13 protein-coding genes and 1 other RNA gene are annotated in these 14,108 nt (G+C 70.7%); 3 read left to right on the plus strand and 11 right to left on the minus strand.

The annotated features are described in order from the left end of the window. The 3 genes from fmt to recR form a co-directional block, all read right to left on the minus strand. The coding region (gene fmt / locus AC1DXK_RS15915; protein ID WP_477298313.1) for a methionyl-tRNA formyltransferase at positions 1-842 on the minus strand (842 nt) is incomplete at its 3' end. Between the two features lie 7 nt (positions 843-849). Then, the gene (gene def, locus AC1DXK_RS15920; protein WP_457105244.1) at positions 850-1,365 is read right to left on the minus strand and encodes a peptide deformylase; all 516 of its coding nucleotides are present in this window, start codon (positions 1,363-1,365) and stop codon (positions 850-852) included. A 104-nt stretch (positions 1,366-1,469) separates the two neighbouring features. Next, the gene (gene recR, locus AC1DXK_RS15925) at positions 1,470-2,075 is read right to left on the minus strand and encodes a recombination mediator RecR (RefSeq protein WP_477298315.1); all 606 of its coding nucleotides are present in this window, start codon (positions 2,073-2,075) and stop codon (positions 1,470-1,472) included. Positions 2,076-2,480: 405 nt separating this feature from the next. On the opposite strand from recR, the gene AC1DXK_RS15930 reads away from it, so the two are divergent. After that, positions 2,481-4,100 (plus strand): phosphoenolpyruvate carboxykinase, encoded by a 1,620-nt coding sequence (locus AC1DXK_RS15930; protein WP_457105246.1) that lies wholly within the window; start codon positions 2,481-2,483, stop codon positions 4,098-4,100. A gap of 165 nt (positions 4,101-4,265) precedes the next feature. Here the strand turns inward: AC1DXK_RS15930 and AC1DXK_RS15935 are convergent, their stop codons facing one another. The 4 genes from AC1DXK_RS15935 to AC1DXK_RS15950 all read right to left on the minus strand — a co-directional run bounded on the left by AC1DXK_RS15935 (position 4,266) and on the right by AC1DXK_RS15950 (position 6,967). Next, a complete protein-coding gene (locus AC1DXK_RS15935; RefSeq protein WP_457105247.1) occupies positions 4,266-4,589 on the minus strand; it encodes a YbaB/EbfC family nucleoid-associated protein in 324 nt (107 codons plus the stop codon). Between the two features lie 79 nt (positions 4,590-4,668). Next, positions 4,669-6,531: a DNA polymerase III subunit gamma/tau gene (locus tag AC1DXK_RS15940; protein WP_457105248.1), complete on the minus strand. Its 1,863-nt coding sequence runs from the start codon at positions 6,529-6,531 to the stop codon at positions 4,669-4,671. Between the two features lie 35 nt (positions 6,532-6,566). Further along, an RNA gene (gene ffs / locus AC1DXK_RS15945) (signal recognition particle sRNA small type) lies at positions 6,567-6,665 on the minus strand. A gap of 41 nt (positions 6,666-6,706) precedes the next feature. Beyond that, a complete protein-coding gene (locus tag AC1DXK_RS15950; RefSeq protein WP_457105249.1) occupies positions 6,707-6,967 on the minus strand; it encodes a PepSY domain-containing protein in 261 nt (86 codons plus the stop codon). Positions 6,968-7,112: 145 nt separating this feature from the next. On the opposite strand from AC1DXK_RS15950, the gene AC1DXK_RS15955 reads away from it, so the two are divergent. Together AC1DXK_RS15955 and AC1DXK_RS15960 are read left to right on the plus strand one after the other, a co-directional pair. Next, on the plus strand, positions 7,113-8,651 hold the full coding sequence (locus AC1DXK_RS15955; protein WP_457105250.1) for a YifB family Mg chelatase-like AAA ATPase: 1,539 nt from the start codon (positions 7,113-7,115) through the stop codon (positions 8,649-8,651). Next, the gene (locus AC1DXK_RS15960; protein WP_457105251.1) at positions 8,648-10,408 is read left to right on the plus strand and encodes a bifunctional protein-serine/threonine kinase/phosphatase; all 1,761 of its coding nucleotides are present in this window, start codon (positions 8,648-8,650) and stop codon (positions 10,406-10,408) included. The genes AC1DXK_RS15955 and AC1DXK_RS15960 overlap by 4 nt, the downstream gene beginning before the upstream one ends. Before the next feature lie 15 nt (positions 10,409-10,423). Here the strand turns inward: AC1DXK_RS15960 and AC1DXK_RS15965 are convergent, their stop codons facing one another. From AC1DXK_RS15965 to AC1DXK_RS15980, 4 genes are all read right to left on the minus strand, one after another. Continuing rightward, positions 10,424-11,143 (minus strand): glutathione S-transferase, encoded by a 720-nt coding sequence (locus AC1DXK_RS15965; RefSeq protein ID WP_457105252.1) that lies wholly within the window; start codon positions 11,141-11,143, stop codon positions 10,424-10,426. A 48-nt stretch (positions 11,144-11,191) separates the two neighbouring features. Beyond that, positions 11,192-11,641 (minus strand): hypothetical protein, encoded by a 450-nt coding sequence (locus tag AC1DXK_RS15970; protein ID WP_457105253.1) that lies wholly within the window; start codon positions 11,639-11,641, stop codon positions 11,192-11,194. Between the two features lie 147 nt (positions 11,642-11,788). Next, on the minus strand, positions 11,789-12,163 hold the full coding sequence (locus AC1DXK_RS15975) for a hypothetical protein (protein ID WP_477298320.1): 375 nt from the start codon (positions 12,161-12,163) through the stop codon (positions 11,789-11,791). A gap of 40 nt (positions 12,164-12,203) precedes the next feature. Continuing rightward, on the minus strand, positions 12,204-14,093 hold the full coding sequence (locus tag AC1DXK_RS15980; RefSeq protein WP_457105255.1) for a methylmalonyl-CoA mutase family protein: 1,890 nt from the start codon (positions 14,091-14,093) through the stop codon (positions 12,204-12,206). Between the last annotated feature and the right edge of the window lie 15 nt (positions 14,094-14,108).

Genomic DNA, 14,108 nt, shown 5'->3' on the forward strand with positions numbered 1-14,108 from the left:
TCAGTCAGCCGCACAGCGCCGTCCCCGCAGGCGATGGTGCCTTCGGCATCGCGCAGCGTGCCCGGCTCGCCCGCGCCTTCCGCCGGGTCGGCGCGCAGAACCTTCACGCGCTCAGGCCCTTTGCCGAGATCGATCTCGAAGAACGCGCCGGGGAACGGCGACAGCCCATTGATCCGGTTGGCGACCTCGACGGCCGGCCGGGACCAGTCGATCCGCGCCTCCGCGTTGGTGATCTTGTGCGCGTAGACGACGCCGCCCTCCGGCTGCGGCGTGAAGGCCAGCGTGCCCGCCTCCAGCCGGGCGAGGGCCTGGGCCATCAGGTCGGCTCCGAGCGGCATCAGCGCGTCGTGCAACGCGCCCGCCGTCATGCCTGGCGCGATCGGAAGCCGGGCCTCCAGCGCCACGGGACCGGTATCGAGCCCCGCCTCCATCCGCATCACGCCGACGCCGCTTTCGGCATCGCCCGCCATCACGGCACGCTGGATCGGCGCCGCGCCACGCCAGCGCGGCAGCAGGGATCCGTGGAGGTTGAGGCAGCCGTGCTTCGGCGCGTCGAGGATCGCCTGCGGCAGCAGCATTCCGTAGGCCACCACCACGGCGACGTCGGCCCCATGGCCCGCGAAGGTCTCGGCCGCCTCCGGAGTGCGCAGCGTCGTCGGCGTCAGGACCGGCACGCCGAGCGTGTCGGCGAGCGCGTGGACCGGCGAGGGGCGCAGGCTCATGCCGCGGCCGGCCTTCGCGGGCGCGCGGGTGTAGACGGCGGCGATGTCGTGCCCGTCCTGTGCGAGCCGCGCGAGCGTCGGGACCGCGAAGTCCGGCGTGCCCATGAAGACGACGCGCATGGCCGGGTCAGGCCGCGTCGCGCTTGGCCGCCTTGGTGAACTTCTTGATCACCCGGTCGCGCTTCAACTTCGACAGGTGGTCGATGAACAGCACGCCGTTGAGGTGGTCGATCTCGTGCTGGATGCAGGTCGCGAGCAGGCCGCCGGCCTCGATCTCCTGCTCCTTGCCGTCGAGGTCGCGGAACTTCACGCGCACCCGGTCCGGCCGCTCGACCTCGGCGTAGTAGTCCGGAATCGACAGGCAGCCCTCGTCGTAGACCCGCATCTCCTCCGAGGACCAGACGATCTCGGGGTCGATGAAGACCCGCCCGTCGCGGACGCCTTCCTCCTTCGACGTGTCGATCGTGACGACGCGCTTGGCCACACCGATCTGAATCGCCGCCAGCCCGACGCCGGGGGCGTCGTACATCGTCTCGAACATGTCGGCGACCAGGGTGCGGATCTCGCCGGTGATCGGGCCGACCGGCTCGGAACCCAGGCGCAGGACGGGATCGGGAAGGATGACGAGCGGGCGGATGGTCATGGCGGAAACCGGCAGGGAAGGCGCCGGCACGGGTCCGGGCTCAGCGTCGAATAGGATGCGGCCGTGGACCGGTCAAATGCCCGATCGATGCGGGTTCTCGCACCTTAGAATGCCGTGCGGCTGCGGATCGCCGCCGACAGGGTGCCCTCGTCGAGATAGTCGAGTTCGCCGCCGACCGGTACGCCGTGGGCGAGGCGCGTCACCTTCACRCCGCAATGGCGGATCGACTCGGTGACGTAATGGGCGGTGGTCTGCCCGTCGACGGTGGCGTTGAGTGCCRGGATGACCTCGCTCACCTCGGGCCGGGCCACGCGGTCCACGAGACTCGCGAGGTTGAGGTGCTCCGGCCGCACGCCGTCCAGAGCAGATAGGACGCCCCCGAGCACGTGGTAGCGCGCCTTCACGGCGCCGGAGCGCTCGAGCGCCCAGAGATCGGAGACATCCTCCACCACCACGAGCGTCGTCGGGTCGCGCTCGGCGTCGCGACAGATCGTGCAGGGGTCGGAGGTGTCGACATTGCCACAGCTTGAGCACACGATGATGCGGTCGGCGGCCACCCGCATGGCGTCGGCGAGCGGCCCGAGCAGCGTATCGCGCTTCTTGATGAGCTGGAGGGCGGCCCGCCGCGCCGAGCGGGGTCCGAGGCCCGGCATGCGGGCCAGCAATTGGATCAGGCGCTCGATCTCGGGGCCGGCGACGGCTTGGGGCATCGTGCCTCTGGGGCGAGGTAAGGACTGGTCGTCCGGACGGGCATAGACGCCGCCGGGCGGCGCGCAAGGGTCCAGGCACCCGTGTGTGGTATATGGGTATTCCAGAGCCGCTCCGTCGATTGCAGCATGCTGCGCGACGAACGGAACTGCTTACAGACTTGGGTTCCTGAGTCCACGACTGCGGTCTAACCTGTTTGTCCACGTTGCGGGCTCCTGGCGGAGCCCATAATGACAGCGAAGCTTCGCCGCCTCATTCGAGAGTGGGACGGGAAGCGGCCGGGGAACGGTGAACCTGCGCGCGGCGGACCTGTACGACCGCGCGGACGTCCCCCGGGCAAATCCGGACGGTGCACCCGTCCGGCTCAGTCGCGTCGACGGTCGAACAGGGGCCCGGGAGATACGATCTTGACCAACATCGGTGATCACAACGCGGCCCACGGCGCGGATGCTGCCGGCTTCCGTGACCTCAAGGCCGTCCACTGGAATTTCGAGGCTCCGCGTCTTTACGAGGAGGCCCTGTCCCGCAAGGAGGCGCAGCTCGCCCGCGGCGGCGCCCTGGTAGCCACCACCGGCAGTCATACCGGCCGCTCGCCCAAGGACAAGTTCCTGGTCCGGGATGCCAGCACCGAGGCCGAAGTCTGGTGGGACAACAACGGCGCGATCACACCGGAGCAGTTCGAGGCCCTGCGCCAGGATTTCCTGAAGCACGCCGAGGGCCGGGAGCTGTTCGCACAGGATCTCTACGGCGGTGCCGACCCGGCCTACCGGGTGAAGGCCCGGGTGTTCACCGAGTTCGCGTGGCACTCGCTGTTCATCCGCAACCTGCTGATCCGGCCGGACCGCTCCGAGATCGCGTCCTACGTGCCGGACATGACGATCATCGATCTGCCGAGCTTCCAGGCGGATCCCGCCCGGCATGGCTGCCGGTCCAAGACGGTGATCGCCATCGACTTCACGAAGAAGCTCGTGCTGATCGGCGGCTCCGCCTACGCGGGCGAAATGAAGAAGTCGGTCTTTACCTACCTGAACTTCATCCTGCCGGGTAAGGGCGTGATGCCGATGCATTGCTCGGCCAACGCGGCGCTCGACGCCGAGGGCGGCTCGGCGATCTTCTTCGGCCTCTCCGGTACCGGCAAGACCACCCTGTCGAACGATTCCTCCCGCCAGCTCCTCGGTGACGACGAGCACGGCTGGTCGAATTCCGGCATCTTCAACTTCGAGGGCGGCTGCTACGCCAAGACCATCCGCCTCTCGCGCAACGCCGAGCCGGAGATCTACGCCACCACCGAGCGCTTCGGCACGGTGATGGAGAACGTGGTGATCGATACGGTGACGCGGGCACCGGATTTCGACGATTCCTCGCTCACCGAGAACACCCGCTGCGCCTATCCGCTGGACTTCATCGCCAATGCCAGCGCCACCGGCCGGGCCGGGCATCCGAAGAACATCGTGATGCTGACCTGCGATGCCTTCGGGGTGATGCCGCCGATCGCCAAGCTCACCGGCGCCGAGGCGATGTACCACTTCCTGTCGGGCTACACCGCGAAGGTGGCGGGCACCGAGCGCGGCCTGACCGGACCGGAGGCGACCTTCTCTACCTGCTTCGGTGCACCGTTCATGCCGCGGCACCCGAGCACCTACGGAAACCTTCTCCGTGACCTGATCGCCAAGCACAGCGTCGATTGCTGGCTCGTCAACACCGGCTGGACCGGCGGCGGCGTCGGCACCGGCCGGCGCATGCCGATCCGCGTGACGCGTCGCCTGCTGAGCGCGGCGCTGGACGGCTCCCTCGCCCAGGCCGAGTTCCGCCGCGATCCGTATTTCGGGTTCGCGGTGCCGGTCTCGGTACCGGGCGTCGAGCCGCACATCCTGACCCCGGTGAAGACCTGGGCCAACAAGGGGGCCTTCGTCGAGACGGCGGCGCGGCTGGTGAAGATGTTCGACGACAACTTCAAGCGGTTCGAAGGCCATGTCGACGCCGACGTGCGCGCCGCCGGGCCGACCGCACAGGCGATCGCGGCCTGAAAACGCGACCGGGCGGCCCGCAGGGCCGCCCGTCCCCGCCCGTCTTTGCGAGCGCAGCGAAGCAACCCAGGGCCGCGGGTCGTCGGCAAGCGTGGCGCTTCTGGATTGGTTCGCTGCGCTCGCAAAGACGGCGACGGATTCGATCGTCCCGTCCCGATCGCGCGCCTAGAACGGCAGCTTCATCCCCGGCGGCAGGGGCAGGCCCTTGGTCAATTCGGCCATGCGCTCCTGCATCGTCGCGTCGGCCTTGCCGCGGGCGTCGTTGCAGGCGGCGACGATCAGGTCCTCAAGGATCTCGCGCTCGTCCGCGACCATCAGGGTCGGGTCGATGCTGACACCCTTCATCTGGCCCTTGGCCGTCATCGTGACCCGCACCGAGCCGCCGCCCGAGGCGCCGGTCACTTCGAGGCCGTCCATCTCGGCCTGAAGGCTCGCCATCTTATCCTGCATGGCCTGAGCCTGCTTCATGATGCCCATCAGGTCGCGCATGCGGCTCTCTTTCCGGTTCGTTGTCTGATCTGATCTGGGTATGGGACCGCCGCCGCGCTACCACGTGCCGGATGGCGCCTCAGGCGTCGTCCTCGGCGCCGTCGAGCCGGGGGGCCTCATCGTCTCCGAGAGCCTCAGCCTCGCCCATAGGCAGGGCCTCCGAGGCGGTCTCTCGCACGTCGACGATCTCGGCGCCGGGGAAGCGCGTCAGGACCTCGCGGACGAACGGGTCGGCGGCGGCGTTCTCCCGACGGGTCTCGGTGGCGGCACGGGCCGCGGCGTCGAGGGTCGGCGCGCCCTCTTCCTTGGACAGGGCCACCGCCCACCGCCGTCCGGTCCACCGTTCGATGGCGGCGGAGAGGTCGGTGGCGAGGCTCGGACGGCCACCCGGAGCGAGCCGGAACTCGATCCGACCCTCCTCGAAGCGCACGAGGTGGATGTCCCGCTCCAGCGCGGTCCGAAGCAGGATGTCGCGGTTGGCATCGGCCAGGGCGATGAGGTCCTCGAACCGGCCGAGGCGCGGGGACGGCGGCGCGACGGGGGCCGGTCTCGGGGCCGGGGCGCTCACCGCTGTCGGGACCGCCACGGGCGGGAGCTCCGCCGGCATCGTTCGGGGCGAAGCCGCCAGCGCCGCCGAGCCACCGCCGCGCAGATCCGGGATCGGCGGCAGCGGCGGCCGCGCCGACACGGCGGGGGTCTCGTCCGTGGGCGCGGCGGCTGCCTCGGCCTTGAGCTGGCGCAGGGCCTCGTCGGGGGTCGGAAGATCGGCCGCGTAGGCGAGGCGGACGATCGCCATCTCGGCCGCCGCGAGCGGGCGCGGGGCTGCCTGGACCTCGGGAATCGCCTTAAGCAGGATCTGCCAAGCCCGCGACAGGGCGCGGATCGAGAGCTTATCGGCGAACTGGGCGCCCCGGACGCGCTCCGTTTCGCTGAGCGTCGGATCGGCGGCGGTCTCCGGCACCACCTTGAGCCGGGTCACGAGGTGCGTGAAGGCCGCGAGATCTGAGAGCACCACCGAGGGGTCCGCGCCGGAATCGTACTGCGCCCGCAATTCCGCGAAGGCCGCCGGCACCGAACCGCGCATCACCGCCTCGAACAGGTCGAGGATGCGGGCGCGATCGGCGAGACCCAGCATGTCGCGCACGCTCTGCGCAGTGATCGTGCCGGCGCCGTGGGCGATCGCCTGGTCGAGCAGCGAGAGGGCGTCGCGCACGGATCCTTCTGCGGCGCGGACGATGGCGCCCAGCGCCTCGTCCTCGACGGAGACGCCCTCGGCCGCGCAGACCTTCGCGAGATGCGCGTGCAGGGTCGGCGCCTCGACCCGGCGCAGGTCGAACCGCTGGCAGCGGGACAGGATCGTCACCGGAACCTTGCGGATCTCCGTGGTGGCGAACACGAACTTGGCGTGGGGCGGCGGCTCCTCCAGCGTCTTCAGGAAGGCGTTGAACGCCTTCTCGGACAGCATGTGGACCTCGTCGACGATGTAGACCTTGTAGCGCGCCGAGACCGGCCCGTAGCGGATCCCGTCGATGATCGCCCGGACGTCGTCGATGCCGGTATGCGAGGCGGCGTCCATCTCCAGCACGTCCATGTGCCGGGATTCCATGATCGCCGCGCAGTGGAGGCCGAGTTCCGGCATCGACACGGTGGGCCCGGTATCGGGCTGGCCGGCGCGGGCATAGTTGAGGCCGCGGGCGAGGATGCGCGCCGTGGTGGTCTTGCCGACGCCGCGGACGCCAGTGAGCATCCAGGCCTGGGGGATGCGGTTGGCCGCGAACCCGTTGGCCAGGGTGCGCACCATCGCGTCCTGGCCGATCAGGTCGCCGAAATTGGTCGGGCGATACTTGCGCGCGAGCACCCGGTAGGGCGTTGCCGCGGCGGGCGGCGCTGGGAACCCGGGCAGGCCCGGCTCGTCGTCAGGCGTGCCGGTCGAAGCGTCCATGCCGTGTCGGGATCGGGCTGCCGCGCGCTGGAATAAGGTGGGAGGCTGGACGAAGACCCGCTCGGTCTCGTTAGGGCTGCTTCCTTCCGGACCTGACCCGGTTGGCGAGTGAAACGTCCCTCGCCAACCCCCCGCCGGCTATATGGCCGCGCCGTCCGCCGAACGCAAGCGCCGCCTACTCGGCCTCGCGCTTCACGATGGCCATGGTCTTCGGATCGAGCTTCAGGTCGAACTTCTTGCCGTTGGCGTCGATGGCGTCATCGACCTCGATCATTCCGTCGTCGAGTTCGATCTCCTTCCACTTGGTGAAGCCCTCCTGCTTGAGCATGGCTTCGACCTTCGCCTGCTGGTCCGGCGGAAGCTTCTGATCGGCGCGGGCCGCCAAGCTGAAGCCGGCAACCAGGGTCAGTGCGAGGATGGATGTGGCGAGGCGCATGGCTGTCTCCGGTGCGTCGATTGTTTCCGGCTGTGAACAGGAATGCGGCGGCAGAGTTCCTGCGGGCTCACGATCTGCTTGAGCCTCCTATGATTCTCCCGCACATCTTGGCTGCGCCGGACTGCGGCGCGAGGAATCCTTGCCGATGGTCACCCGTGTCGCCACCGTGGCCTTCGAGGGCATCGAGGCACGCGCGGTCGACGTTCAGGTTCAGATCATCCCAGGGGCGGTGGTCTTCAACATCGTCGGCCTCCCCGACAAGGCGGTGGCCGAATCCCGCGAGCGGGTTCGCGGCGCCCTGATCGCGTCCGGGTTGGCGCTGCCGGCCAAGCGCATCACCATCAACCTGGCGCCCGCCGACCTGCCCAAGGAGGGCTCGCACTACGATCTGCCGATCGCCCTCGGAGTCATGGCGGCGATCGGCGCGATCCCGGCCGACACCCTCGCCGGCTACTGCGTGCTGGGCGAACTCGCCCAGGACGGCAGCATCACGGCGGTCGACGGCGTGCTGCCGGCCGCCATGGCGGCCGGCGCCCGGGGGCTCGGGCTCATATGCCCGGCCTCCACGGGTCCGGAGGCGGCCTGGGCCGGGGGCGACCTCGACGTGCTCGCGCCACGCTCGCTGATCCAGCTCGCCAACCACTTCAAGGGCAGCCAGGTCATGGCCCGGCCAGAGCCCGCCGTCGCCGCGCTGGCCGGGCCGCTCCCGGACCTCGCCGACATCAAGGGTCAGGAAGGCGCCAAGCGCGCGCTGGAGATCGCGGCGGCTGGCGGCCACAACCTGCTGATGAACGGCCCCCCCGGCTCCGGCAAATCCATGCTGGCGGCGCGGCTGCCCTCGATCCTGCCACCGCTCAATCCCCGCGAACTTCTCGACATCTCCATCGTCCAGTCGGTGGCGGGCGAGCTGAAGGGCGGCGCCCTCTCGAACCGCCGCCCGTTCCGGCAGCCACACCATTCCGCCTCGATGGCCGCCCTGGTGGGCGGCGGGCTCGGGGCGCGGCCGGGGGAGATCTCCCTCGCCCATGGCGGGGTGCTGTTCCTGGACGAACTGCCCGAATTCTCGCCGCAGGTGCTCGACAGTTTGCGCCAGCCGATGGAATCGGGCGCCGTGATGATTGCCCGGGCCAACCATCGGATCACCTATCCGGCGCGCTTCCAGCTCGTCGCCGCGATGAACCCCTGCCGCTGCGGCCAGGGCCTCGAGCCGGGCTACGCCTGCCGGCGCGGACCGAACGCGCGCTGCATGGCGCAATATCAGGCGCGGATCTCCGGCCCGCTGCTCGACCGCATCGACCTGCGCATCGAAGTGCCGGCGGTCACGGCCGCCGACCTGATCCTGCCAGCGCCGGCCGAGGGCTCCCGCGAGGCGGCCGCCCGGGTTTCGGCGGCTCGGGCGCTCCAGGCGGAACGCTTCACAGGGCGGGGACTGCCCGCCTCCACGACCAACGCGACCTGTCCGGCCAACCTCATCGAGGAGGTCGCGAGCCCCGACGCGGACGGCACGGCGCTGATCCGGCAGGCGGCGGAGACCATGCGGCTCTCCGCCCGGGGCTTTCATCGGACCCTCCGCGTGGCGCGGACCCTGGCCGACCTCGACGGGGAAGCGCAGGTGCGACGTCTGCACCTGGCGGAGGCCCTGTCGTATCGGGGCCGTGGCGACAGCGCGGCGGTCGCCGCTTGAGCGCCCGATCGAACGGGTCGCCCGCGGATCTGACGGTCTCCATCGGCCAGTACAGCAGCGCCGGTCGCAAGGCGGCCAACCAGGATTTCCACGGCACCCTGGTTCCGCCCCAGCCGGGCCTCAGCCGGAAGGGGATCGCCGTGGCGCTCGCCGATGGGATCAGCAGCAGCGCCGCCGGCGCGGCGGCGAGCGAGACCGCGGTGAAGAGCTTCCTCGGCGATTACTACGCCACGCCGGACACGTGGTCGGTGAAGACTTCGGCGCAGCGCGTGGTCGCGGCGGCGAACTCCTGGCTGTATGCCCAGACCCGGCGGGGCGCCGACCCGAACGATGCCGACCGGGGCTACGTCACGACCTTCGATGCCCTCGTCCTGAAGGCGTGCACGGCCCACCTCTTCCATGTGGGCGACGCCCGGATCTGGCGCGTGTCCGGGCGGTCCCTCGAACAGCTCACCGAGGACCACCGTGTGGTCGTCTCCGCGGCGGAATCCTATCTCGGCCGCGCCCTCGGGGCGACCGCCCGCGTGGAGATCGATTACCACGCGTTCGGCATCGCGGCCGGCGACACGTTCGTGCTGACGACGGACGGGGTCCACGAGCACGTCCGGCCCCGCGACATGGTGGCGGCGATCACGCAGGCCGAATCCCTGGATGCCGCGGCGCGCACCATCGCCGAGGCGGCCCTGGCCGCCGGCAGCCCCGACAACCTGACGATCCAGATCGTGCGGGTGGAAACCGTGCCGGCCGGGGATCCGGCCGACCTCCTCGGGGACACCGAGGGGCTCGATCCGGCGCCGCTGCTCGACCCGCCGGCCGACCTCGACGGCTTCCGTCTGTTGCGGATCCTCCATTCCGGCCCCCGCAGCCGCGTCTATCTCGCCGTGGAGGCCGAGACGGGCGAACAGGTCGCCCTGAAGGTCCTGTCGCTGGATCTGCGGGACGATCCGGCGCAGCGGAAGCGCTTCGTCATGGAGGAGTGGATCGCGCGGCGGATCGACAATCCCCACGTTCTCAAGGCCCATACCCAAGCGCGCCGCCGCAGCCACCTCTACACGGTCATGCGCTACGTCGAGGGCCAGACTCTGACCCAGTGGATGCGCGACCATGCCGCCCCCGAGCTCGAGGCGGCGCGCGGCCTCGTCGAGCAGCTCGCCCGGGGCGTCCAGGCCTTCCACCGGCGGGAGATGGTCCACCAGGACCTGCGGCCCGACAACGTGCTGATCGACACGGCGGGGACCGTCCAGGTCATCGATTTCGGCGCCACCCAGGTGGCCGGGGTGGTCGAGGGCGATCCGCGGATCGATCCGGCGGAGATCCTCGGCACCGTGCAGTACACGGCCCCCGAGTGCTTCCTCGGCGCGCCGGCCACGGCCGGATCGGATGTGTTCGCGGTTGGCGTCATCACCTACCAGATGCTGACCGGGCGGCTTCCCTATGGCGATGCTGTCCCTCGGGCGCGCACACGCGCCGCGCAGCGCCGGCTGCGCTATGCTTCGGCCCTCGCCGTGCGGCCGCTGCTGCCGGTCTGGGTGGACGGGGCGCTGCGCAAGGCCGTGCATCCGGACCCGGCGCGGCGCTATCAAGCGCTGTCTGCCTTCGTGCATGACCTCCGGCATCCGAACCCAGCCTTCACGGACGCCCGGCGGGCCTCGCTGCTCGAGCGCGATCCGCTGCTGTTCTGGCGCCTGCTCTCGCTGGTGCTCGGGCTCGTGGCGCTGACGCTCGCGGCGATCCTGGTCGGCGGGCGGGTGCGGTGAGCCCGGGGCCGTGGCTCAGGGATCGAGTTCGGGATAACGGCGGAAGATGCCGTCCTCGCTGAACGGGAGCCGGCGTTCGCTCTCGAGATAGGCGGCGATCCGCGGGCGTTGCGCGACGGCCTCATGAAGACGCGCCACGTTCGGGTTCGCGCGCAGGGCCGCGGCTGTCGCCCTGGGAAAGGCGTAGCGCAGGCCCGCGACGAGCTGGAACAGGGACAGATCCACGTAGGACACGTTTTCGCCGACGAGCCGGTCGCTGCCGTTGGACGACAGCACCCGCTCGAAATAGCTCAGAAATTTCGGGATCCGCTCGGCCCGGAACTCCGCGGCCCGGCGGAGCGCCTCGGGCTTCTGATCCGCGTAGTAGAGCCCGACGCCCAACGGATGGTGCGTGTCGTGGGCCTCGTCGACCGCGTCGACGATCGTCAGCTGCAGCTGATGGGTCCAGATCCGGTCGCGCTCGGATTCGCCGACGAGGCCGAGGCGCGGGCCGAGATAGAGGAGGATCGCGGCGGTCTGGCCGATGACGACGTCGCCGTCGCGCAGGAATGGCGGTGCCAGGGGCGGCCGCTTGTTCCCGGGATCCGTAAGGCGGTCGAGCATCGGCTCGATCCCGCCGGCCTCGTCATCCCGGCGGGCGACGTCGACGTATTCGGCGCCGGCTTCTTCCATAGCGAGGCGGATGAACTCGCCACGCCCCTGGATCATCGGCCAATAATGGAGCTCGTAGGGCATCGCCGCCTCCGCGAACGGGAAGGTGGAGCGCGCCCGTCCGCTTCCCGATCAGTTGCCGGTCGCGCCGTCCTCGGCGGACGCCTTGTCGACCGGCGGCTCGGCGCTCGCGACCGCCTTGCGGACGAACACCGGCTGGAGCCGCTCGGCGAGCTGCTGGTCGAGATGCTTGACGTAGGCGCCCTTGAAGTAGCGTTCGCCGGTCTTCGCACCGTAGAGGCGGTCATGCGCCTGGATCATCGCGGCGACTTCCGGGCGGCACAGGAAGCCCGTGATGCCGACGGCCTCATACCAGCGGCCCGCCCGGGCCTCTGCGGTCGCCTTCGGGTTCGAGAGCACCGTATCGGCGAAGCACGCGGTGGCGGCCTGCCGAAGGGGTGCCAGTTCTGCCTCTGCCTGCGCCGGGTTCACCGCCGGGGTGGCGGGCTGCCGGTGGGGGCGCGCCTGCGCGGCCGAGACGAGAGCGAGGACGGTCAAGGTGGCGAGGATCGAAGTCTTCATACGGGCGGCCTCGTCGGGTGTCCGAACCTGTTCAGGTCTCGCTCATGATTGCGTCGGGATCGGGGCTGACGGTGCGGTCCACGTGCCCGATACGGGGCAAGATCCGGACCGTTTCACGACGGCAACACCTCTTTCCCATTCCCTGTCTCAGCCGCGCCGCTCGGCGTTCCAGTAACCCCGGCAGGCGAGGGCTCCGGACGCGACCCAGGTGCCGGTTCCGAACCCGGCGGAATCCAGGCGCCCGCGCACGTCGGCCGTGGCGGCGCCGTTGGAGATGGAACCGCGGATCGCGCCGTTCCCCGCGACGCCGCCGTCGACCACGAAGGCTGTCCCGATGAACCGCGCCCGACCGTGCTTGATCCGCACCGGATAGCGATAGGCGCGGTCGCATCCGCCCGATTCGGTGACGATCTCGACGCTCCACGTGCCGTCGTACCGATCGGGCATGGACGCCCGGCGCGGTGCGGCGGCGGCGGGGGCTGCGCCGATGAGGAGCAGCGCGGCTGCGATACGGGGCGTCATGCGGCTTCGGTTCGGTTGGCGTCGCGAGGCGGGTGACCCGTCAGCGCGACGTCTGCGGCGCCGGCGACCGCAAGGCCGCCCGAAGCGCCGCGTTGAGGAGGGCAAGCAGATCGCAACCGACATGCAGGAAGGCGGCCACGCCCGCAGCCTTCAGCGGCTCGAGCAAGTCCGCCGGCCGGCCGGCGAGGTAGATCGGTCCTGCGCCAGCCTTCGCGAGAGCCTCGGCCGTGGCGACGGCGTGCTCGCCATAGATCGCGTCGGTGGAGCAGATGCAGGCGAGGGTCGCTCCGGAATCCCGGAACGCCGCCGCCGCGGCCTCGGCGTCCGGGAAGCCCTCGTTCGAGATGGCCTCGATGCCGCCCGCCGCGAAGGCATTCGCGGCGAAGGTCGCCCGGGCGTTGAAGGCCGCCACCGGGCCGAGATTGGCCAGGAACACCACCGGGCGCCGACCGGTCTTGGCGAAGCTCGCGTCCGAGGCGTCCCGCAGGGACTCGTAGGGCTCCGCGAGACGCTGGGACGGCAACGCATCGCAGGCGACGGCCGAGCCCGCGCCGAAATTCGAGCTGCCCGGCCCGGTCGCGGGGGAGACGTCGAGGACTGTGACAGGCTTCTCGGAGAGGTTCGGGAACTCGCTCGCGCCCGTGAGCGGTTCGCGGCGGGTCGCCACGGCCTTCGCGCGGGCCTCGCGGGTCAGCTCGATCCGCCGCTGCAGCTTCCCGACGCTGAGCGAGGCGACGATGCCGCCCTCGGCTTCGATCGCCTGGAACGCCGCCCAGCCCGCCTCGGCGAGGTCGGCGGTCAGCGCCTCGAAACCGCCTGCACCGGCCGCGGGGTCGCTGACGCGGGCGAGATGCGATTCCTCTATCAGCACGATCTGGCTGTTGCGCGCCGCGCGCCGCGCGAAGGCGTCGGGCAGGCCGAGGGCCTGCGTGTAGGGCAGGATCGCGACGCTGTCGGCGCCCCCCATGCCGGCGGACGCCGCCGCCATGCCGGTGCGCAGGATGTTCACGAATGGATCCCGCTTGGTCATCATCCGCCACGCCGTCTCGGCGTGGAGCCGCAGCGGCCTGGGATCGAGCCCGCAGGCCTGCTCGACCCGCGCCCAGAGGCGCCGCATCGCGCGGAACTTCGCGACCGTGACGAACTCGTCGGCATCGGCCGCCAGCAGTACCGCGATGCGGTCGCGGGCCGCAGAGAGGTCGTGGCCGGCGGAGTCCAGGGCGCGCAGATAAGCGACGGCGGTGGCGAGCACCGCGCCGAGTTCCGCCGCTTCGCCGGCGCCACCCTCGTGATAGGGCCGGCCGTCGGCCAGGAACGCCCGGCCGCGGAAGCCCGCCGCCTCCAGCTCCACCACGGTCGCGGCGAGCTGCGGGGCGATCTCGCTCCAGACCGCGCCGAGGCTGCCGGTGGCGGCCAGGACGCCGATCGGGTCGATGCCGAGATCGAGATCGTAGCTCGAGAGATCCTCGCCCCGGCGCTCCGCCAGGGCTTTCACGACCTGTGCGATCTCCAGGCCGCGGCCGCCGCCGTCGATCCGCAGGGCGATCAGCGGCAGCATCACACCCTTGAGCGCCGCGTCGAGATCCTCGACGCGCGTGGCGGTCAGGCCGTAGCCACGGGCGCCCGGTGCGCCCGCGAACGCCAGAACCAGGGCGTCGGCACCGCCTTCGAGGTCCGCCAGCGCCTGGGTATTGGCGACGCCGAGATCGGGATGGTCGACCCGCTGGGCGATCCGCCACGGACCCGGCTCGCGCACGGGCTGGGCCACCGGCTCGGCCCGGCCGTAGAGCGGCTCGATCCGCAGGCCATCGGCTGTCCGCGACACCAGCCGCTTCTCGAAATCGGCACCCTTCAGGACGCCTTCGACGAGGCCGAGCCAGCGTGCCCGGTCTGCGGGCTCGAAGAGGTCGGCGAGCGGTGTGTCTTCCATCGGAATGTCCCAGGC

This window comes from Methylobacterium sp. P3_A11, assembly GCF_056403155.1.